The sequence below is a fragment of the Salsipaludibacter albus genome, assembly GCF_019798055.1.
In the GTDB taxonomy this organism is placed as follows: domain Bacteria; phylum Actinomycetota; class Nitriliruptoria; order Nitriliruptorales; family Nitriliruptoraceae; genus Salsipaludibacter; species Salsipaludibacter albus.
Genome location: NZ_JAHOPH010000034.1, coordinates 1 through 21,658, shown reverse-complemented (window position 1 = coordinate 21,658; position 21,658 = coordinate 1). Strand labels below are relative to the sequence as shown.

Sequence of the window (21,658 nt, the reverse complement as noted above, 5' to 3'; positions counted from 1 at the left end):
GCCGGGGGAACCGGTGCCGCCCGGCACGGACCGGGCGCGCTCGGCGGCGGCCATCGAGGACCTTCCGCCGGCGCCCCCCGAGACCCTGCGCCAGAAGCTGTCCTACTGGGGCTACCGCGCCGTCTGGGACACCGCCGCGGTCCTGCCTCGGCGCCTCGCCGACGCCACCCCGGAGTCGCTCGGGTCCCTGTGGTACTTCACCGGCAGCGCGGCCCAGCGTGACCAGGTCCGGGCCAACCTCGCCCGGGTGCTGGACCACCCGCCGCGGGACGAGCTCGAGGAGGTCGTGCGGGCCGCCTACGTGTCCTACGCGCGGTACTGGCTGGACGCCTTCCGGCTGCACACGTTCACCCCCGAAGGAGTCATGTCCCGCTCGTCGGGCACGAACCTCCACCTGGTCGACGACATGCTGGCCGACGGCGAGGGGGGCATCCTGGCCACCGCCCACCTCGGCTCGTGGGACATCGGCGCGTACTTCACGACCCAGCGTGACTGGGGGATGGCCGTGGTGGCCGAGGTGGTCGAGCCGCGCCGGCTGTTCGAGCGGTTCGTCCAGCTCCGACGCGACGCCGGGATCGAGGTCGTGCCGCTGGTCCGGGGTGGCGACATGGTCGACCGGATGGTCGACGTGGTCGAACGCGGGGGACTGGCGACGCTGTTGGCCGACCGGGACCTGGGACGGCGCGGACCGGTCGTCGAGTTCTTCGGCGAGCCGTGCCGGCTCCCACCGGGGTGTGCCGTGCTCGCCCGTCGCACCGGTCGTCCCGTCGCCGTCGGCGCCTTCGTGACCGAGGGTGACGACGGCTTCCGGGGCCTGATCCACTCGCGCATCGACATCGCCGACCTCAGTGTCGAGGAGGGCACCCAGGCCCTGGCCCACGAGCTCGAGGGCCTGATCCGTCGTGCGCCGGAGCAGTGGCACGTCTTCGTCCGCAACTGGCTGGTCGAGCGTGAGCCGGACCATCCCGAGGCCGTCGCGTGGCGCGAGGCCCATCCGGGCGGACCCCCCGCGGTGACCCGGCGTCGCAGGCGGCGGTCGTGACCGGCCCGGGGCTGCGGATCGCCATGGTGAGCCCCTACGACCTCGACGTCCCGGGCGGGGTCCAGAGCCACGTGCTCCAGCTGGCCCGTCACCTGCGTGCGGAGGGCGACGACGTGACCGTGATCGGCCCGGCCGATCGCTCACGCGGCCGGCTGAAGGCCGTGGGAGGTTCGATCGCGATCCCGTTCAACGCGTCGGTCGCGCCCGTTGCGCTGGATCCCCGCGTGGTCCGGCGGGTGCGCCGGACCCTCCACGAGCTGCAGCCCGACGTCGTGCACGTCCACGAGCCGGTCGTGCCACTGGTGTCGCTCGCGGCGGCGGTCGCGCCGGTCGCGCCCACTGTCGCGACCTTCCACGCCTGGTCCGACCAGGCGCGCCTGTACGGGCTGGTCGGCCCGGTGGCGCGACGGGCGCTGCGCCGCCTGTCCGCCCGGATCGCGGTGTCCAGTGCTGCCGCCGGGTTCCACGCGGGGGCCCTCGGCATCCCGGAGGGCTCGTTCCGGATCATCCCCAACGGCGTGGAGGTCGGCCGGTTCCGCGGCGCCGCCCCCTTCCCCTCCATGACGACGCCCAACCTGTTGTTCGTGGGCCGGCTCGAGCCCCGCAAGGGCCTCGCCGACCTGGTCCGTGCCTTCGTCCTGTGCAAGACCGACCATCCGGACCTGCGTCTGTACGTGGTCGGTGACGGGGCCGAGCGCGATCGCTGCCAGGCGATGTTGCCCACGCGGCTGCGCTCGGACGTGGTCTTCCTCGGACGCGTCGACAACGACGAGCTTCCCCGCGTGTACGCCTCGGCGACCGTCTACGTGTCCCCGGCCCGTGGTGGTGAGTCCTTCGGCATCGTCCTGGCCGAGGCGATGGCGGCGGGCGCGCCGGTCGTGGCGACCTCGCTGCCCGGCTACCGCTCGGTGGCCAGCGACGGGGTCAACGCACGGCTGGTGCCTCCCGGCGACCATCGGGCCCTGGCGACGGCCGTCGCCGGACTGCTGGACGCACCCGCGACCGCCGCCGCGCTGGCCGAGCAGGCGTCCCGGGACGTCGAGCGCTTCGACTGGGGTCGCGTCGCGGCCGACGTGCGAGCCGTCCACCGTGACGTGCTGAGGCCCTGAGCACTCGAGCGCGCCTGCGCTTCCCGGACCCGGTCGATCGGTAGGCTGGCCGCGCGCCGGGCGCGGTCCGTCGCATGCATGCTCCGGGACCCACCCGGCACGCAGACCTCGCGCCGGTGGTCGCGGGAGGGTGCACGGATGGTGTGGGGACTGGTCGTACTGGGGGTCGTCGTCGTCCTCGGCGGGTGGCTCGTCGTCACCTACAACCGCCTGGTCGGCCTGCGCAACCAGGCCGAGTCCGCCTGGGCCGACATCGACGTGCAGCTGACCCGGCGCCACGACCTGATCCCGAACCTGGTCGAGACGGTCAAGGGCTACGCGGCGCACGAGCGCGAGACCCTCGAGGCGGTCATCGCCGCACGCAACGGTGCGGTGGCCGCATCGTCGCCCGGCGAGCAGGCCCGGGCCGAGGGCGCACTCACCGGGGCCCTGCGCCAGCTGTTCGCCGTCGCCGAGGCCTACCCCGACCTCAAGGCCGACCAGAACTTCCGCGAGCTGCAGCAGGAGCTGACCGCGACGGAGGACCGGATCGCGTCGTCCCGCAATCGCTACAACGCGACCGTGCAGGCCTACGACACCGCGCGTGAGGTGTTCCCGGCGAACCTGGTGGTCAACCTGTTCGGCTTCACCGAGCGCGAGTACTTCGAGGTCGACGACCCCGAGGCGCGCGGCCCCGTCGAGGTCCAGTTCTGATGCGTCGGCTGCTCGCGACGGCCGTCCTGGCGGCGGTCATGGCCTCGGCCTGCGCCACGCCGACGGTGCAGGTCACGGCGTCACCCCTGCCGGTGGAGTCCGTGGTGCCGTCCCCGACGCCCAGCCCCAGCCCCAGTCCGACGCCGAGCCCGTCCCCGTCGACCTCGCCCACCCCGTCCGGACGTTTCGTGCTGACCGGGGAGCCCACCGACGACCCCCGCGCCGCGGAGCCGGTCCTGGCGGTCAAGATCGACAACGCCCCCCGGGCCTTCCCGCAATCGGGACTGGACGCGGCCGACATCGTCTACGAAGAGGTCATCGAGGGCGGGGTGACCCGTTTCCTGGCGCTGTTCCACTCCGAGGTGCCCGAGGTGGTCGGCCCGGTCCGCTCGGCCCGACTGGTGGACGCCGAGGTGTTGCCCGCCTACCGGCCCGTGCTGGCCTACTCCGGGGCCCGGGGCGAGGTCACGGGTGCGCTGGCGGACACCGATGCCATCGGGCTCGTGGCCGACCCGGGAGGCGACCCGTTCTTCCGTGAGGACGGTCGCCCGTCACCCCACAACCTCTACGTCTCGACCGTCGGCGCGCTCGAACGGGGCGCCGGCGACTCCGAGGTCGCCAAGGCCAGCAGTGGACTGGTGTACGGACCGGCACCCGACGGCGGGACGGGGGGAACGGCGCTGGACATCCGGATGTCGAGCTTCCAGGAGACCGGCTGGGAGTACGACGTGGACGCCGAGGTCTACCGTCGTTCCTCGCGGGGCGCGCCCTTCGAGGTCACCGGCTCCGGCCGCGTGGGCGCGGCCAACGTGGTGGTCGTGTTGACCGACCTCGGGATCGGGGGCTGCTGCGACACCGCCGGACAGTCCTACGTCGAGACCCGGGTCACCGGCGAGGGCCAGGCCGTGGTCCTGCGGAACGGGCGGCGCTTCGACGTGCGCTGGTCCAAGCCCTCCGCCGACGACCACCTCGTGCTGCAGTCCGCCGACGGGACGCCACTGCCGCTGGCCCCCGGTCCGACCTGGATCCACCTCGCACCGACCGGCGCCGTCGAGCGGAACTGACACTCGCGTCCACCAGTACGATCGTGGGACCGTCCGAACCCGACAGCCGCATCCCGAGGTCGTCATGAACACCCCTGCAGGAGACCCTGCCGCCACCGCTCCTGCCACCGGCACCACCCGCGTGAAGCGGGGCATGGCCGACATGCTCAAGGGCGGCGTCATCATGGACGTCGTCACGCCCGAGCAGGCAGTCATCGCCGAGGAGGCCGGCGCCGTGGCCGTCATGGCGCTGGAGCGCGTGCCTGCCGACATCCGCCGGGACGGTGGGGTCGCCCGCATGTCGGACCCCGACATGGTCGACGGCATCATCGACGCCGTGTCGATCCCGGTGATGGCCAAGGTGCGCATCGGCCACTTCGTCGAGGCCCAGGTGATCCAGAGCCTCGGCGTGGACTACGTGGACGAGTCCGAGGTGCTGACCCCGGCCGACGAGGCCCACCACATCGACAAGTGGCAGTTCGACGTGCCGTTCGTGTGTGGCGCGACCGGGATCGGCGAGGCGCTGCGGCGGCTCGGCGAGGGTGCGGCGATGATCCGCTCCAAGGGCGAGGCCGGCACCGGCAACGTGGTCGAGGCGACCCGGCACATGCGCTCGATCGCGGGCTCGATCCGGCGCCTGTCCACCATGGACACCGCCGAGCTGTACGCCGCCGCCAAGGAGTTCCGTGCCCCGGTCGACCTGGTCCGCGAGGTCGCCGAGACCGGTCGCCTGCCGGTCGTGCTGTTCACGGCCGGCGGCATCGCGACGCCCGCCGACGCCGCGATGATGATGCAGCTCGGTGCCGACGGCGTGTTCGTCGGGTCGGGGATCTTCAAGTCCGGCAACCCGGAGGAACGGGCCCGGGCGATCGTCGAGGCGACGACGAACTACGACGACCCGTCGGTGATCGCCAAGGTGTCGCGTGGCCTGGGCGAGGCGATGGTCGGCATCAACCTCGACGACCTCGACGCCAGCGAGCGATACGCCAGCCGCGGTTGGTGAGCGACCCCGCGACGTCGCTGCCGGCAACCCGCCCGCGCCACGCCGCCTGGGTCCCGGGTGGCCGCCTCGACGGCGTCGCCACCCCGGTGAACCTCCCCGACGACGCCCCGCTGGTCGGGGTGCTCGCGCTGCAGGGCGACGTCCACGAGCACGAGGTCGTGCTCAACCGGGTCGGCGCACGGGTGCGTCGTGTCCGCCGGGCCGAGCACCTCGATGGCCTGGACGGGATCGTGGTCCCGGGTGGGGAGTCGACCACCATCGGCAAGATGCTGCGTCGCTTCGACCTGCTCGACGACCTCGCTGCACGACTGGCCGGCGGGCTGCCCGCCCTGGGCACGTGTGCCGGCATGATCCTGCTGTCGCGCGAGCTCGACCAGGACTTCGACCAGCCCCTGCTGGGCGTGCTGGGCGTGCGCACACGTCGCAACGCCTTCGGGCGCCAGGTCGACTCGTTCGACACCAGCTTGGACGTGGCAGGGATCGACGGTGGTCCCGTCGACGTGTCGTTCATCCGGGCACCGGTCGTGGTGGAGGTGCTCGACGACGACGTCGAGGTGCTCGCGGCGGTCGACCTGGGTCCGGTCGTGGTGCGCCAACGCAACCTCCTCGCGACCTCCTTCCACCCCGAGGTCACCGGTGACGACCGCCTCCACGCCGGCTGGGTGGCGACCCTGGGCTCCTGACCGGGTGCCGTCCGGTGCGATTCGTGCTCGGTCGTGCACCCGCTGGGAGGCGGACGGGACCGGGCAGGACCGCAGGGGGCGTTGTTACCCTCGACGTCGGTCATCCGGTCCGTTCCAGGACCACGTCGAGGCAGTCAGGACGGCACGTGGCAGGCCACAGCAAGTGGGCGAACATCAAGCACCGCAAGCAGCGCCAGGACAAGGCGCGCGGCAAGGAGTTCGGCAAGCTGATCCGCCTGATCGAGGCGGCCGCACGCGAGGCCGACACCTCCGACCCGGAGCTGAGCCCGTCGCTGGACATGGTCGTGCAGAAGGCCAAGGACGCCGACGTCCCCAAGGACACCATCGAGCGGGCCTGCAAGCGTGGCGCCGGCGAGCTCGACGAGGGCGTCGCCTACGACAGTGCGACCTACGAGGGCTATGCACCGGGCGGGGTCGCGGTGCTGGTCGACATCCTGACCGACAACCGCAACCGGACCGCGTCCGACGTCCGGTCGATCTTCACCCAGGCCGGCGGCTCGCTGGCCGAGCCCGGTGCCGTGTCCTTCCTGTTCACCCGGCGTGGCCAGGTGGTGGTCGAGGCCGAGGGCGTCGACGAGGACGACGTGATGCTGGCCGGCCTGGACGCCGGCCTGGAGGACATCGAGGCCGGCGACGACACGCTGGTGGCCTGGTGCGCCCCGACCGACGCCCAGGGCCTGCGCAAGGTCCTGGAGGAGGCGGGGATGGCGATCGTGTCCTCGGGTTCGGTGATGGTGCCGTCGTCGACCGTGCCCCTCGGCGAGGTGTCCGACGCCCAGCGGGTGATGCGGCTGGTCGACCGCCTCGAGGACAACGACGACGTCCAGGAGGTCTACGCGAACTACGACATCGACGACGACGTCATGGCCCAGGTCGAGCTCGACTGATCCCCCGGCTCGTCGCCCGCGGAGGATCACGGACACGCCGGGCACACACAGGTAGGGTGAACACCTGTTCGAGCGCGGTGCGTCGTTGGCCGCGACGTCGACGTACCAGCCGTCCGCACGCCCCCGACCGCGAAGGTGTCGAGCAGCCATGGGTGACGCCCCCGCCGACCGCCATCCTCGGGTGCTGGGGATCGACCCGGGCCTGACCCGCTGTGGGATCGGGGTCGTGGATGGCCCGACCGGTCGCCCGGTCCACCGACACCACGAGACCGTCCGCACCCCGGCGTCCGCCCCGCTGCCCGAGCGCCTCGCCACGGTCTTCGACGCGGTCACGGCGGCCATCGACCGCTGGCACCCGGACGTCGTCGCGGTCGAGCGCGTCCTGTTCTCGAGCAACGTCCGCACGGCGATGGCGACGGGCCAGGCCGCCGGCGTCGTCCTGCTGGCAGCCGCGCGGGCCGACGTGGCCGTCCGCGAGATCACCCCGACCCGCGTCAAGGCGATCGTGGCGGGGCACGGCGGTGCCGACAAGGACGCGGTCGCACGCATGGTGACGGCGCAGCTCCGGCTCGCCACCCAGCCGCGACCGGCCGACGCCGCCGACGCGCTGGCCGTCGCCATCAGTGGCCTGGTCGCGGCCTCGGCCCCCGGTGGCGTCGACCGCGCGACCGACGGTGGCGTCGCGGAGGCGGCCACTGACTGGGAGGGACACCTCGCGGCCCGTGGCCTGCGGGTGGTGGGCGGCACCCCCAGCGGGAACGGCCGGGGACCGACGGCCGGGGGTCGGCGATGATCGCCCACCTGCGTGGCACCGTCGCCCATCGCGACGCCGAGACCGTGGTCGTCGACGTCCACGGGGTCGGGTACCTGGTGCACGTGGCGGATCCGTCCGGGGTCCCGCCGGTCGGCCAGTCCGTCGAGCTGCACACCTCCCAGCAGGTCCGCGAGGACGCCCTCGACCTCTACGGCTTCACCAGCCGGGCGGGGCTGGCCACCTTCGAACTGGTGATGCGGGCCACCGGCGTCGGCCCCAGGCTCGGCCTGGCGACCCTGCGCACGCTCTCACCGGATGCGGTCCGGACCGCCCTGGCCACCGGGGACGTCGCGACCCTGACCAGCGTCCCGGGGATCGGCAAGAAGGTCGCCGAGCGACTCGTGCTGGAACTGCGGGACAAGGTCGGGTCGGTCGCGGACCTGTCGGGTGCCGGTGAGTCCCCGCGGGCCGCGCGCGACGCCACCACCGAGCAGCAGGCCCGCGAGGCCCTTCGCCAGCTGGGCTACCGGGAGGGCGAGATCACCCACGCCCTGGCGGATGCACCCGCCGACGCGGGGGTCGAGGACCTGGTGCGCCACGCGCTGCGCTCGGCCGGGGCACGGGCGTGACCGGCCCGCCCCCGGCGCACGACACCGGTCCGGACGGGCCGGGTCCCGACGACGGCGTGCTGGACTCGACGCCGCTGCCGGGCGAGGATCGCCTCGACGCCTCCCTGCGACCACGTCGACTCGACCACTTCGTGGGCCAGCCACGGGTCCGCCGCCAGCTCGACGTGGTGATCCGTGGTGCCTCGATGCGCGACCTCCCGGTCGACCACGTGCTGTTCTCGGGACCACCCGGCCTGGGCAAGACCTCGTTGGCCGCGATCGTGGCCACCGAGGTGGGCGCCCTGCTGCGCCACACGTCCGGGCCGGCGCTGGAGCGCCCCGGGGACCTCGCCGCCATCCTGACCAACCTCGAGCCCGGCGACGTGCTGTTCGTCGACGAGATCCACCGCCTGCCCCGGACCGTGGAGGAGGTCCTGTACCCGGCGATGGAGGACTTCCAGCTCGACATCGTGGTCGGCAAGGGCCCGGCAGCACGGTCGATCCGCCTCGAGCTGCCACGGTTCACCCTGATCGGGGCGACGACGCGCACGGGCCTGATCGCGACCCCGCTGCGGGATCGCTTCGGCTTTTCCGCCCACCTCGACTACTACGACACCGACGACCTGCAGTCCATCGTCACCCGGTCGGCCGACCTGCTCGACATCCCGGTGACCCCCGACGGTGCCCACGAGATCGCCCGGCGGTCCCGCGGCACGCCCCGGATCGCCAACCGGCTCCTGCGACGGGTGCGTGACTACGCCGAGGTCGAGGCGTCCGGCCACGTCGACGCCGCGGTCGCCCGGGCCGCCCTGGCGGTGTTCGACGTCGACGAGGTGGGGCTGGACCGACTGGATCGCCGGGTGCTGGAGGCCATCGTGGTGCGGTTCGAGTCCGGTCCGGTGGGGCTCGCGACCCTGGCCACCTCCGTCGGGGAGGAGAACGACACCGTCGAGGACACCGTCGAACCCTTCCTGCTCCAGCTCGGCTTCATCCAGCGCACGCCACGCGGCCGGGTCGCCACCGCCGCGGGACGCGCGCACGTCGACATCGACCAGCGCCCGTCCACCCTGTTCGACCCGACTGCCTGAGCTCGTGCGCGACCGTGTGGGACCGGACTGGAAGGTCGGGTAGCCTGACGGCGGTCGTGCCCGTCGACCACGGTCGTCCCTGCCCACGCGGGGACCATCTCGACCGGGTCGGAGCCGGGCCGCGCGCGTGTCGCGTCGGGGGCCGTGCATCGGCCCGCCGCCGACCGCCGGCCCGTCCCGGGCCCGCTGACATCCACTCCCGATCCACGAGTCCGCCATGTTCGTCCTCGCCCAGGACGCCGGTTCGTCGCTGACCGGATTCCTGCCGATCCTGCTGATCGGCGCCGTCTTCTACTTCCTGGTCATCCGGCCACAGCGGAAGCGCCAGAAGGAGCGCACCGACATGCTGTCGGACCTCGCGGTCGGCAGCGAGGTCGTCACCATCGGGGGGCTGTTCGGCGAGGTCGAGGCACTCGACGACAACTGGGTCGACCTGCTCGTCAGCGAGGACGTGGTCCTGCGCTTCACCCGCCAGGCCATCGGTCGGATCGTCACGCCGGAGGACGAGCGGACGCTGGAGACCTTCGCGACGGGCGAGGACCCCGACGAACTCGACGCTCCCGACGACCGGGACGACGACGTCGAGGACGCCTGGCCCACCGACGACCAGCCCGCCGGCGACCTCGAGGCAGACGAGACCTCCGAGCGCTGACCGACCCCCCGGCCCGAGCGGGCGCGCGCGGCACGACCGTCGCGGGCATGCCCGGGTGCTGACAAGGACCCGAACGTGACACGCAACTCCATGTGGACCTCCCTGGTCGCCATCCTGGTCGTCACCGCCATCTCCGGTGCCGCCCTGGCGCTGGGGGCGCGGCCGCGCCTCGGTCTCGACCTGCAGGGCGGCATCTCGGCCGTCTACACGCCTGTCTTCGACACCGACGCAGATCTCGACGACGTCGAGGTGGAGGAGACGCTCGACCAGACGATCGAGGTGATCCGCACCCGGATCGACTCGCTGGGCGTCGCCGAGCCCGAGATCTCCCGGCTGGGCACCGACATCAACGTCCAGCTCCCCGGCGTGGCTGACGCCGACCGCGCGAACGAGATCATCGGTCGTACTGCGCAGCTGGCGTTCTACCCGGTCGAGGAACTGCTGGTGCCGGGTCTGCCCGGCTACACCGAGACCGAGCCGTGCATCACCGAGGAGACCGCGGGCGACGGGACCACCCGCTGGGTCCTCAACCCCGACCGCCCCCAGCCCGACCTCCGTGAGGGCGGCGTGGTGTGCGGTCCCCTGCAGGTCGCCGACACCGCCGGTGACGCCTCGGAGCAGCCGACCGAGGACGGCGCGACGCCTGCGCCCAGCGAGTCGATCGGCCCCGCCGACCCCGCCACGCCGGCCGAGAGCGCGACTCCCGGCGAGACCGCCACACCCGCCGCGACCGAGACGACCACCGAGTCCGCTTCCGCAGGCGCGACCGGGAGCCCGGTGGCGGTGAGCGCGGCGCAGGAGACCGTGTCGGAGGCTCCGGCACCGGCCGCCACGCCGACCCCGGCGCCCTCCGGCGAGGCGACCGACGGCGCCTCCGCGCAGCCGTCCGAACTGCCCACCGAGGTCCAGACCATCGACCCGGAGGACATCGACGACGGCCTCCCGATCGACGCGCCCCGACCCGTCAAGTACCGGGTCGGACCCGCGCCCACCAGCCCGCCCGACGACGCCGACGGCGACCCGCTGACCGGCGACGACATCGAGGACGCCACGGCGGCGCTGCTCGGCCAGGAGTTCGGGGTCAGCCTGTCGTTCGACGACGACGGCTCCGAGGCGTTCCAGGCGGCGACCTCCGACGCGGCCTGTGACCGTGACCAGGGCGGCCCGGGCCAGCTCGCGATCGTGCTCGACGACGTCGTGGAGTCTGCCCCCACCATGCAGACCGGCGTGCTGTGCGGCCAGGGCATCGCCGACAATGCCTCGATCACCACCGGGGACCAGGAGGGTGCCGAGGACCTCGCGCTGGTCCTGCGTGCCGGCGCCCTGCCGGTCACGCTCGAGCCGGCCACCTTCGAGACCGTCTCGCCGACCCTGGGTGCGTCCTCGCTGCGCAACGGGTTGATCGCGGGACTCGTGGGCCTGCTGCTGGTCGGCCTGTACCTGCTGTACTTCTACCGTGCCCTGGGGGCCATCGCGATCGGCGCCCTGGTCGTGTTCGGCCTCCTGGTGATGGGCACGATCACCCTGATGGGCAGGTTCGGCTTCGCGCTGACGCTCGCCGGGGTGGCCGGCATCATCGTGTCCGTGGGCATCACGGCCGACTCGTCGATCATCTACTTCGAACGCATCCGTGACGAAGTCGCGGTCGGCAAGACCATCCGGCTGGCCGTCAGCCGCGGGTTCACGGCGGCCTTCAGCACCAACCTCGCGGGCAACACCGTGACCATGGTCGCTGCCGTGATCCTGTACTTCCTCGCGGTCGGACCGGTGCGTGGCTTCGCGTTCACGCTCGGCCTGGCGACCCTCCTGGACCTGGTCATCATGTGGGCGTTCACCCGCTCCGTCGTGGGGCTGTCCGCCTTCCGCGGCAAGCTCGGGAAGTCGATCCGACAACGGCAGGCCGCGGGGGCTCCCCAGCCGTCCGCCCGACCGAGCACGGACGCCGGAGGTGCGGCATGAGGCGCTTGAGCATCAACATCATCGGCAACATGCGGCGGTGGGCGATCGTGTCCACGACCCTGGTCGTCGTGTCCGTCCTGGCCGTCGGGATCTTCGGTCTCGACCTGTCGATCGACTTCACCGGTGGCTCGTCGTTCGTCCTCGAGGAGATCGACTCCGACGTCACCGCCGACGAGCTCGAGAACGCCGCCACCGGTGCCGGTGCCACCGACGTCCAGGTGCAGCTGGTCACGGGCGAGGACGGCTCCGCGGGTGCGCTCGTGCGCACCGAACAGCTGCCCCCGGGCTCCGACGTCGACACCAACGTCGAGGCGGCCCTGCGCGAGGTCGCCAACCCGACCACCGTGGACGAGTCCTTCGTCGGACCGTCCTGGGGTCGGCGGATCTCCGTCAAGGCCCTGCAGGCCCTGGTCGTCTTCCTGATCGCGATCCTGATCTACATCTCGATCCGCCTGCAGTTCAAGATGGCCGTGGTGGCCGTCGTGACGCTGGCCCACGACCTGATCGTGACCGTGGGGATCTATGCCCTGTTCGGGTTCCCGGTCAGCCCCAACACCGTCATCGCCCTGCTGACGATCCTCGGGTACTCGCTGTACGACACGGTGGTGGTGTTCGACCGGATCCAGGAGAACGAGCCGCACCTGGGATCACCGGGTCGACGGACCTACCACCAGCTGGTCAACACCTCGCTCAACGAGGTGCTGTGGCGCTCGCTCAACACCTCGATCACGTCCCTGCTCCCGGTGTTCTCCCTGCTGGTGTTCGGCTCGCAGCTGCTGGGTGCGACCACCCTGCGCGACCTCGCGCTGGCGCTGTTCATCGGCATGGGGCTGGGGGTCTACTCGTCGCTGTTCGTCGCCGGGCCGTTGCTGGCCTGGTGGCGCGGTCGCGACCCGGACATGGTGCGCCAGGCGGCCCAGTACGACGACGTCGACGAGGACGAGCTCGTGGCCCCCGACGTGGCGGCTGTCGAGGCCTCCCGACGTCCGGTCACCAGCAAGTACGTGCGTGGTGACCGCCGTCGCCGCAAGTAGGACCTGCGACGACCACCGGCGTGACAGTCGTTACGCTCCTTCGGACCAATGGGTCCGAAAGGTGTGAGTCACGAGCGCAGCATCGGAATCGGCCTCCGAGGCGTCGCAACCGGGGGCGCTGAGCCCGCCGCCGCGGTTGTCGGGAGTGCGGGCGGCGTTCGCGCGCCTGCCGCTGGTCCAGCGACCCGACATCCCCCCCGAGCTGACCGCGCTGGCCAAGGCCGTGCGCGAACACGCACCACGGGTCGACCTGCGCGAGGTCGTGCGGGCCTACCACTACGCCCGTGACGCGCACGAGGGCCAGCTGCGCAAGTCCGGCGAGCCCTACATCACCCACCCGGTGTCGGTCGCGACCGAGCTGGCCACGTTGGGCTTCGACACCGACACGCTCGTCGCGGCGATCCTGCACGACGTCGTGGAGGACACGCCGGCGACCCGGGACGAGATCGAGCGTCACTTCGGCAGCGACGTCGCCCTGCTCGTGGACGGCGTGACCAAGCTCGACCGGGTCCACGTCGACTCCAAGCAGCACCAGCAGGCCGGCACCTACCGCAAGATGATCCTGGCGATGTCCAAGGACATCCGCGTGCTGGTCATCAAGCTGGCCGACCGCCTGCACAACATGTCCACGCTGGAGCACATGCCACGCGACAAGCAGAAGCGGATCGCCCAGGAGACGTTGGACATCTACGCGCCGCTGGCGCACCGCCTGGGCATGCAGGCCTTCAAGCTGGAGCTCGAGGACCTCGGGTTCCGCACGCTGCACCCCAAGCGCTACGACGAGATCGTGGCGATGGTCGGCGAGCGCAACCCCGAGCGCGAGGCCTACATCGAGGAGGTCACGCGGCGCCTCGAGGACATGCTGAGATCGCTGCGGATCCGGGGCGAGATCACCGGTCGACCCAAGCACTACTACTCGATCTACGAGAAGATGACTGTCCGTGGTCGCGAGTTCGACGAGATCCACGACCTGGTGGGCATGCGGGTGATCGTCGACTCGGTGGGGGAGTGCTACGCCCTGCTCGGCCAGATCCACGCTGCCTGGCGTCCGCTCGAGGGACGGTTCAAGGACTACATCGCCAGCCCGAAGCTCAACCTGTACCAGTCGCTGCACACCTCGGTGCTGGGGCCCCAGGGACGCCAGCTCGAGATCCAGATCCGGACCCGGGCCATGCACGAGACCGCCGAGTACGGCGTCGCGGCGCACTGGCAGTACAAGGAGTCCGCACGCGGCGAGGGCGAGGCTGAGTTCCCCTGGCTCGACGCGTTGCTGGACTGGCAGGAGGACGTCGACGACCCCGGCGACTTCGTGGCCTCGCTCAAGCACGACCTCTACGACGACGAGGTGTTCGTCTTCACCCCGGCCGGCGACGTCAAGCAGCTCCCGGCGCGGGCCACGCCCATCGACTTCGCCTACGCCATCCACACCGAGGTCGGCCACCGGTGCGTGGGCGCCCGGGTCAACGACCGGCTGGTGGCGCTGGACCACGTGCTCAACAACGGCGACGTGGTCGAGATCCTGACCTCCAAGGCCGAGGACGCCGGACCGTCGCGTGACTGGCTGGAGATGGTGGCCTCGCCCCGGGCCGAGTCCAAGATCCGCAACTTCTTCAATCGCGAGCGTCGCGAGGACGCCGAGGAGCGGGGCCGCGACCAGGTCACGCGTGCCCTGAGACGCAAGGGGATCGGCTGGGCACGGGCGCTGGGCGACGGCACCCTGGCCGAGGCCGCGGAGGCCCTGTCCTACAAGGACCTCGACGCCCTCATGCGGGCGGTGGGCGAACGCCACGTCCCCCCCGGCGCGGTCGCCACGCAGGTCCAGCGGGTCTACGACCCCGAGCCCGACGAGGCCCCCGCGCCTCCGCCCCAGCCGCCGCCCCTGCGACTGCGCTCGACGACCACCGACGACGTGGTCGTCGACGGTGACCGCGGCATGCTGGTCCACCTGGCCAACTGCTGCAACCCGGCCCCGGGTGACGCCATCCTGGGCTACATCACCAAGAACCGCGGCGTGTCGGTCCACCGCGTGGACTGCACCAACGCCGCCGAACTCCAGCGGGATCCCGAGAAGCTCCTGGACGTCGACTGGACGGCGACGGACCGTGCGACCTCCGTCTTCACCGCCGTCATCGAGATCGAGGCCTTCGACCGCAAGCACCTCCTGCGTGACATCACGGCCACCCTCGGCGACCTCCACATCAGCATCACGGGAGCCCAGGTCACGACCCGCACCGACCACGTCGCCGTGCTCCGGTTCACCTTCGAGCTCGCGGATCCGGCCCATCTGGGCTATGCCATCGACTCCGTTCGGGACGTCGACGGGGTCTACGATGCGCACCGGGTCGTCCCCAGCCGGGGCTGACCCACGACCCGGAGGCATCGATGGTGGTTGGGGCCCGGACCTGCGTCCTGCTCCCGATCGTGGCGCCCGGATCGGTCGACGGCCTGGTCGCGCTGGCCCTGGACGTCGCCGGACCCGACGGCACCGTGCGGGCGCTGACGGCCGTGCCGGAGCAGGCCGGTCGTGACCGTCGTCGCGAGGCGCGGGCCACCCTGCGTCGGGTCGAGCAGGCCGTGGCGGAACGTGTCGGGGACCGGTCCGGGATCGAGCTCGACACCGAGGTGCTCGAGGCCGACCACCCGGCCCTGGCCATCCACGACGCGACCTCGCGCCACGACGTCGACGTCGTGGTCATGGGTTGGCGCGGCAGTGGCTCGGCGACCAGCTCGTTCGGCGCGATCATCGACGAGGTGGTCGGGCGCTCGCGGGTGCCGCTCCTGATGCTGCGCGCCGGCACCCGACCTCCGACGTCGCTGGTCGTGGCCTTCGACACCGACCAGCTCCATCCGGCGGGCAGGCGTGGGCTCGTGCTGGCCGGGGGTGCCGCGGCGGCCCTGCGCGAGGCCAACGGGTGGCCGGTGACCCTGCTGCAGACCGGCGCCGACGACCTGCCCGACCTCCCCGTCGAGATCGCCACCCTCACCGACCGGATCCACCACGACCCGCGCCGGCGCCACGACGCCGTCGAGGCGGTCGTGGACCCGTCCACGATGGTGGTCGCGCCCGTCGCACCCACCGTGGCGGGGCTGCGTGCCGCCACGACCCGGCTGAACTGGGCCACCGGCGATGCGTCGCTGCTGGTCGCCATCGACGTCGGACCGATCGGCCCCCGCGAGCCCCTGTCGCGCCTGACCCTCGACCTGCCGGCACCCGTCCCGACCACCGAGCCCCCCGGGCGCCACGGCGTGGGGCTGACCATCGTCAGCGACGAGCCACTGCCACGGCGACGGGTGGTCGACGCGCTGGCCGTGGCGGGCGAGGTCGGCTCGGTCCGGACCTGGTGGTCGGGGCGTGACGACCGACCGCACCTGTCGGTCATGGTGACGGTCACCGACTGCACCGAGTCCGACGCGGTCGCCTCGGTGATGGCCGTCACCGACAGCCTGCCGGAGCTGGTGGGGGCCCGGGTCCGCTACGACCTGGTCGACGCACCCTCACCCCTGCGCGTGCGCGAGCTCCGCCCGATGGGCCCACTGGGCGAGCTCGACTGGGAATAGCACGCGGATAGCCTCGGCCCTGTCCTTGCCGTCGAGTCGTGGATCCGTCGTGTCCGACCACTCCGTCACTGCCGTGGTGCTGGGGCGCTGGCAGACCAACTGCGTCGTCATCAGTGACCACGCGACGCGGCGCGCGGTGGTGGTGGACCCCGGGGAGGGTGGCGCCGAGCAGCTCCCGCCGGTCCTGGCACGTCTCGACGTCGAGGCCGAGGCGATCCTGCTGACCCACGGGCACCTGGACCACCTCTGGTCGGCGCCGGCCCTGGCCGAGCACCTCGACGTGCCCGTCCACCTGCACCCGGCCGACCGCTGGCTGTGGGACGACCCGGGCGCGGGCCTGGGGCTGCCCGGTGGCCCGTCACCTCGCGTGCTGGCGGACCAGCTCGGGCTGCGCTGGGACCCGGCCGACGAACGCCTGCGCGACCTGGCCGAGGGCCAGCGCCTCGACCTGGCCGGTGTCGGCATCAGCGTCGCGCACACCCCCGGCCACACGCCGGGCTCGGTGACCTTCCTCCTCCACGACGTCGCCGGCGCCGACGTCGCCCTGGCCGTGGGCCGGGACCAGTCCGCGCCGGCGGAGGTGCTCCTGTCCGGTGACCTGCTCTTCGCCGGCTCGATCGGGCGGGTCGACCTGCCCGGCGGCGACATGGACCAGATGACCGACTCGCTGCGGCGACATCTGCCGGCCCTGGCCGACGACACCCTGGTGGTGTCCGGTCACGGGCCCGACACCACGATCGGCCACGAGCGGTCCACCAATCCGTTCGTCCGCCGTGCCCTCGCCAAGGACCACCCATGAGTTCCCCCGCCGACTTGTCCACCGATCCCGCCTCCGGGACCCGGGACTTCCTGCCTGCCGCCATGGCCGTGCGCCACCGTGCGTTCGACACCATCCGCGCCGTGTTCGACGCGCACGGCTTCGCTCCGCTGGACACCCCGTCGTTCGAACGGCTCGACGTCCTCACCGGCAAGTACGGCGAGGAGGGCGACCAGCTGATGTTCAAGATCCTGCGTCGCGGTGAGCACGAGGACACCGGTGAGGCCGACCTGGCCCTGCGCTACGACCTGACCGTGCCGCTGGCCCGGGTCGTCGCCCGCTACGGCTCCCAGCTGGTCACGCCCTTCAAGCGCTACCACGTCGCGCCCGTGTGGCGCGCCGACCGGCCCGGCCACGGTCGCTACCGCGAGTTCTTCCAGTGCGACGTGGACGTGGTCGGGTCGGACTCGTTGGTGGCGGACGCCTCCACGATCGCCGCCGCCTCGGACGCCCTGGCCGCGCTCGGCCTCGAGGGCTTCCACGTCCAGCTCAACTCCCGCAAGGCCCTGCGTGGGCTGGTCGCCGCCCACGGCATCGACCCGGCGCTCGAGACCGACACGCTGGTCGCCCTGGACAAGCTCGACAAGATCGGGCTGGACGGGGTCCTGGCCGAGCTGGACCAGCGTGGCATCCCCGGGGCTGCCATCGACACCCTGGGGTCCAACTTGGCCGCCAGCGACCCGGCCGAGGCCGTGCGGGAACGGCTGGAGTCGTCGGCGGACGGTCGCGCCGGACTGGCCGAGGTCGACACGGTCGCGTCCCTGCTGGACGACCTGGTCCCCGGTGGCACGATCGGCTGGTCCCCGGTGCTGGCCCGTGGGCTGTCCTACTACACCGGCCCGGTGTGGGAGTTCGTGCACGACGGCCTGGACACCACGATCGCGTCCGGCGGACGTTACGACGGCCTGGTCGGCATGTTCAGTGGCAACGACCTGCCGGCCACCGGGTCGTCGCTCGGCATCGAGCGGATCCTGCTGCTGCTGGCCGAGCAGGAGCAGGCCCCGGTCGGCCCCGACGTGGTCGTGACCGTCATGGACGACGACGGCGCCGCCGATGCGATGGCCACCGCCGCCGAGCTGCGCGCCGCGGGGTTCAGCGCCGACCTCTGGGTCGGCACCGGCAAGTTCGGCAAGCAGTTGAAGTACGCCGACCGACGCGACGCCCGGCTGGCCGTCATCGCCGGGGCCCGCGAGCGTGAAGCCGGTACCGTCGCGGTCAAGCAGCTCGCCTCGGGCGACCAGGTCACGATCGAGCGTTCGGCCCTGGTCGACCACGTCCGGTCGACCCTGGCCTGACGGGGCACCCCGTCGCCCGGATCCCGGGCTCGACGTCGTCGCCCTCCCACGCCCCCGGTCCCGTCGGGACCGCCGCGTGCCCGGCCGTGCGGCCTCGACCGGCGAGCCTGCACCCCACCTCCACACCACCACGGACCGCCACCATGACCACGACGATCACCCCCTTCGGTGCCATGCGCAGCCACGGCGCCGGCACCCTGCGCTCCGCACACGCCGGCGACGAGGTGTCGCTGGCCGGTTGGATCGACACGCGACGGGACCACGGCGGCGTGGTGTTCCTGGACCTGCGGGACCGCTCCGGCATCGTCCAGGTCGTGGCCGACCCGTCGGTCGAGGCCACCGCCGAGGCCCACCGGCTGCGTCCCGAGTGGGTGGTGCGCATCACCGGGACCGTGGTCGAGCGTCCGGAGGGAATGGTCAACGACGACCTCGACACGGGGACGGTCGAGGTGAAGGCCACCGGGATCGAGGTCCTGTCGGCCGCCGACACGCTGCCCTTCCCGATCGCCGACGACGTCGAGGTGTCCGAGGACCTGCGCCTGCGCCATCGCTACGTCGACCTGCGACGTCCCCGCATGGCCCGCAACCTGGCGGTGCGCTCCCAGGTGATCCGGGTGATCCGCGACGTCATGCACCGGCACGGGTTCCTGGACGTCGAGACCCCGACGCTGACCCGCCCGACGCCCGAGGGCGCGCGGGACTTCCTCGTGCCCTCACGGCTCATGCCCGGCCACACCTATGCGTTGCCGCAGTCACCCCAGCTGTTCAAGCAGCTGCTGATGGTCGCGGGCGTGGAGCGCTACTACCAGATCGCCCAGTGCTGGCGCGACGAGGACCTGCGGGCCGACCGCCAGCCCCAGTTCACCCAGCTGGACCTCGAGCTGTCCTTCGGGGACGAAGAAGACGTCTTCGCCCTGATGGAGGAGATGTTCGCCGAGCTGTGGCAGGAGGTGCTCGGCGAGGAGCTGGTGACGCCCTTCCCGCGGATGACCTTCCACGAGGCCATGCGCCGGTTCGGGACCGACAAGCCCGACCTGCGCTTCGCGATGGAGCTGGCCGACCTCGACGAGGTCTTCGCCACGACCGAGGTTGGGGTCTTCAAGGGCGTGCTCGCCGACGACGGCGTGGTCGTCGCCCTGGCCGTGCCCGACGGCGGCGAGCTGACCCGTCGCGAGTTCGACGCCTGGACCGACTGGGCCCGCGCCCGGGGTGCCAAGGGCCTGGCGTGGGCGGTCGTGGAGGAGGACTCGTCGCTGCGGTCGCCACTGGCCAAGTTCATGTCCGACGAGGAGATCGCCGGGATCCTGGCCACGACCGGAGCCGGCCCGGGGGACTGCATCTTCTTCGGCGCCGGCCGCGAGCGCTTCACCCGCGAGCTGATGGGCGCCCTGCGCGTGGCCGTGGCGAAGGACCGCGGGCTCGTGCCGGACGGGCGCTGGGAGTTCCTCTGGGTCACCGACATGCCGATGTTCGACGCGGCGGAGGACTCCGACGACCCCATGGCCGCCGTCGCGGACGGCTGGGTCCCCAACCACCATCCGTTCACGTCGCCCGCCCCCGAGTTCCTCGACGACTTCGAGGACCGGCCCGGCGAGGCCATGACCCGTGCCTACGACATCGTGCTCAACGGCGTCGAGCTGGCCTCGGGGTCGGTGCGTATCCACGACGCGGAGCTGCAGCGCCGGGTGTTCCGCTTCCTGGGCATCTCCGACGAGGAGGCCGAGGACAAGTTCGGCTTCCTCCTGCGGGGGTTCCAGTACGGGGTGCCGCCCCACTGTGGCATCGCCCCGGGGCTGGACCGGATCGTCATGCTGATGACCGGCGAGCCCAACATCCGCGAGGTCATCCCGTTCCCCAAGACCCAGTCGGGCGCGTGCCTGCTGACCGACGCCCCGGCGCCCTTCGACGACGCCACGCTCGCCGAGCTGCGACTGAAGTCCCTGCCCAAGCCCGCCAAGGACTGACCCCGAGGGACACTCGGGGGGTGGGACGGCGTGTCGGTGAGGTGAGGAGGCGATCGTGTCGCAGCTGTTCGACCCGGCCGACCGGGGTGGCGAGGCCGCCACCGGAGGCACCGACCCGACGGGCACGGAGGAACGGACGACCACGCTGCGCGGGCGGCCGCTGGCCGACCGGTTGCGGCCACGCGACTTCGCCGACTTCCACGGTCACGAGGCGGTCGTGGGGGAGGGGGCGCCGCTGCGGCGCATGATCGACTCCGGTCACCTGACGTCGCTCGTGCTGCACGGTCCTCCCGGCGTGGGCAAGACCTCGCTGGCCCGGGTGATCGCATCGCACGTCGATGCTGCCTGGAGCGAGCTGTCCGCGGTCAGCTCGGGCGTCAAGGACGTCCGGGGCGTGATCGAGGAGGGTCGTGCCCGCCAGTCCGCCGTGGGGCGACGCACGATCCTGTTCGTCGACGAGATCCACCGCTTCAACAAGGCCCAGCAGGACGCACTGCTCCCCGGTGTCGAGGCCGGCTGGGTCACGCTGATCGGCGCGACCACCGAGAACCCCTACTTCGAGCTGAACGCGCCGCTGCTGTCCCGCTGTCGCCTGGTCCACCTGTCGGCGGTCGACGACCAGGCGATCCGGGCGATCCTCGACCGCGCGATCGCCGACCCGCACGGCCTCGGGGGACGGGTCGAGGTGACCGAGGACGCCCGCGAACTGCTGGTGCGTGGTGGCAGTGGCGATGCCCGCTCGGCCCTCAACCTCCTCGAGCTCGCGATCGGGGCGCTCGACGGCGACGTGCTCGACGCCGACCGGGTGCTCGACGCGGCCGCGCACCTGCGGTACTCGCGGGGTGACGACCACTACGACCAGATCTCGGCCTTCATCAAGTCGGTCCGTGGCTCGGACCCCGACGCGGCGATGTACTGGCTGATGCGGATGCTGGTGGCGGGCGAGGACCCGTTGTTCCTGGCCCGCCGCCTGGTGATCCTGGCCTCCGAGGACGTGGGCGTGGCGGACTCCCGGCTGCTGCCCGTCGCCGTGGCCGCCTACCAGGCCGTCGAGCGGGTCGGCCTGCCCGAGGGCGAGTTCGCGCTCAGCCATGCCACGATCGCCCTGGCCACGGCGCCGAAGTCCAACGCCGTCACCCGTGCCATGGGCGCCGCCCGGGCGCTGGTGCGGGACCACCCCAACGCGCCGGTGCCGCCCCCGCTGCGCGACAGCCACTCGGCGGCCGGGCGCGCCCTGGTCGAACTGATGGACGGCGGCGCGGAGCCGTACGTCTATCCCCACGACCGACCGGGCAACTTCGTGGAGCAGCAGTACCTGCCCGACGGCGTCCAGGCCCGGCTGTACGAGCCGGAGTCGCACGTCAACGTCCGCATGCCCCCCGACCGCCAGACCCCCGATCGCCATGGGCAGCGCCAGGCCGTCGTTGTAGTCGGTGTGGTCCCCGACG

Annotated in this window: 19 protein-coding genes; all 19 read left to right on the top strand. The window is 72.3% G+C overall.

Annotation, left to right across the window (positions count from 1 at the left end; genetic code table 11):
- Positions 1-13: 13 nt before the first annotated feature.
- Positions 14-1,042, top strand: coding sequence for a phosphatidylinositol mannoside acyltransferase (locus tag KR546_RS15975; protein ID WP_238445719.1), 1,029 nt, complete (start codon positions 14-16; stop codon positions 1,040-1,042).
- Positions 1,039-2,151, top strand: coding sequence for a glycosyltransferase family 4 protein (locus tag KR546_RS15970; RefSeq protein ID WP_238445718.1), 1,113 nt, complete (start codon positions 1,039-1,041; stop codon positions 2,149-2,151). The genes KR546_RS15975 and KR546_RS15970 overlap by 4 nt, the downstream gene beginning before the upstream one ends.
- Positions 2,152-2,289: 138 nt before the next feature.
- On the top strand, positions 2,290-2,844 hold the full coding sequence (locus KR546_RS15965) for a LemA family protein (protein ID WP_238445717.1): 555 nt from the start codon (positions 2,290-2,292) through the stop codon (positions 2,842-2,844).
- The gene (locus KR546_RS15960; protein ID WP_238445716.1) at positions 2,844-3,908 is read left to right on the top strand and encodes a DUF3048 domain-containing protein; all 1,065 of its coding nucleotides are present in this window, start codon (positions 2,844-2,846) and stop codon (positions 3,906-3,908) included. Before KR546_RS15965 ends, KR546_RS15960 begins: the two co-directional genes overlap by 1 nt.
- A gap of 64 nt (positions 3,909-3,972) precedes the next feature.
- Complete coding sequence (gene pdxS, locus KR546_RS15955) at positions 3,973-4,890, top strand: pyridoxal 5'-phosphate synthase lyase subunit PdxS (protein WP_238445715.1); 918 nt, start codon at positions 3,973-3,975, stop codon at positions 4,888-4,890.
- A gap of 86 nt (positions 4,891-4,976) precedes the next feature.
- The gene (gene pdxT, locus KR546_RS15950; RefSeq protein WP_238445738.1) at positions 4,977-5,573 is read left to right on the top strand and encodes a pyridoxal 5'-phosphate synthase glutaminase subunit PdxT; all 597 of its coding nucleotides are present in this window, start codon (positions 4,977-4,979) and stop codon (positions 5,571-5,573) included.
- A 146-nt stretch (positions 5,574-5,719) separates the two neighbouring features.
- Positions 5,720-6,481 carry a YebC/PmpR family DNA-binding transcriptional regulator gene (locus tag KR546_RS15945; RefSeq protein WP_238445714.1) on the top strand — a complete coding sequence of 254 codons (762 nt, stop codon included), beginning with the start codon at positions 5,720-5,722 and terminating at the stop codon, positions 6,479-6,481.
- Between the two features lie 148 nt (positions 6,482-6,629).
- Positions 6,630-7,274: a crossover junction endodeoxyribonuclease RuvC gene (ruvC, locus tag KR546_RS15940; protein WP_238445713.1), complete on the top strand. Its 645-nt coding sequence runs from the start codon at positions 6,630-6,632 to the stop codon at positions 7,272-7,274.
- Positions 7,271-7,864 (top strand): Holliday junction branch migration protein RuvA, encoded by a 594-nt coding sequence (gene ruvA / locus KR546_RS15935; protein ID WP_238445712.1) that lies wholly within the window; start codon positions 7,271-7,273, stop codon positions 7,862-7,864. Before ruvC ends, ruvA begins: the two co-directional genes overlap by 4 nt.
- Complete coding sequence (gene ruvB / locus KR546_RS15930; protein ID WP_338019173.1) at positions 7,861-8,931, top strand: Holliday junction branch migration DNA helicase RuvB; 1,071 nt, start codon at positions 7,861-7,863, stop codon at positions 8,929-8,931. Before ruvA ends, ruvB begins: the two co-directional genes overlap by 4 nt.
- Positions 8,932-9,148: 217 nt before the next feature.
- Positions 9,149-9,583 (top strand): preprotein translocase subunit YajC, encoded by a 435-nt coding sequence (gene yajC / locus KR546_RS15925; protein WP_238445711.1) that lies wholly within the window; start codon positions 9,149-9,151, stop codon positions 9,581-9,583.
- 75 nt (positions 9,584-9,658) lie between these two features.
- Positions 9,659-11,542, top strand: coding sequence for a protein translocase subunit SecD (secD, locus tag KR546_RS15920; protein WP_238445710.1), 1,884 nt, complete (start codon positions 9,659-9,661; stop codon positions 11,540-11,542).
- Complete coding sequence (gene secF / locus KR546_RS15915; protein ID WP_238445709.1) at positions 11,539-12,576, top strand: protein translocase subunit SecF; 1,038 nt, start codon at positions 11,539-11,541, stop codon at positions 12,574-12,576. The genes secD and secF overlap by 4 nt, the downstream gene beginning before the upstream one ends.
- 145 nt (positions 12,577-12,721) lie before the next feature.
- On the top strand, positions 12,722-14,938 hold the full coding sequence (locus KR546_RS15910; RefSeq protein ID WP_238445708.1) for a RelA/SpoT family protein: 2,217 nt from the start codon (positions 12,722-12,724) through the stop codon (positions 14,936-14,938).
- Positions 14,939-14,958: 20 nt separating this feature from the next.
- Complete coding sequence (locus KR546_RS15905; RefSeq protein WP_238445707.1) at positions 14,959-16,134, top strand: universal stress protein; 1,176 nt, start codon at positions 14,959-14,961, stop codon at positions 16,132-16,134.
- Positions 16,135-16,183: 49 nt separating this feature from the next.
- Positions 16,184-16,933, top strand: a complete 750-nt coding sequence (locus tag KR546_RS15900; protein WP_238445706.1) for an MBL fold metallo-hydrolase — start codon at positions 16,184-16,186, stop codon at positions 16,931-16,933.
- Entirely contained in the window at positions 16,930-18,246 is a 1,317-nt protein-coding gene (hisS, locus tag KR546_RS15895; protein ID WP_238445705.1) for a histidine--tRNA ligase, read from the top strand. The genes KR546_RS15900 and hisS overlap by 4 nt, the downstream gene beginning before the upstream one ends.
- A 173-nt stretch (positions 18,247-18,419) precedes the next feature.
- Positions 18,420-20,210, top strand: a complete 1,791-nt coding sequence (gene aspS, locus KR546_RS15890; protein ID WP_420804260.1) for an aspartate--tRNA ligase — start codon at positions 18,420-18,422, stop codon at positions 20,208-20,210.
- Positions 20,211-20,265: 55 nt separating this feature from the next.
- On the top strand, positions 20,266-21,658 hold a 1,393-nt coding region (locus KR546_RS15885), incomplete at its 3' end, for a replication-associated recombination protein A (RefSeq protein WP_238445703.1).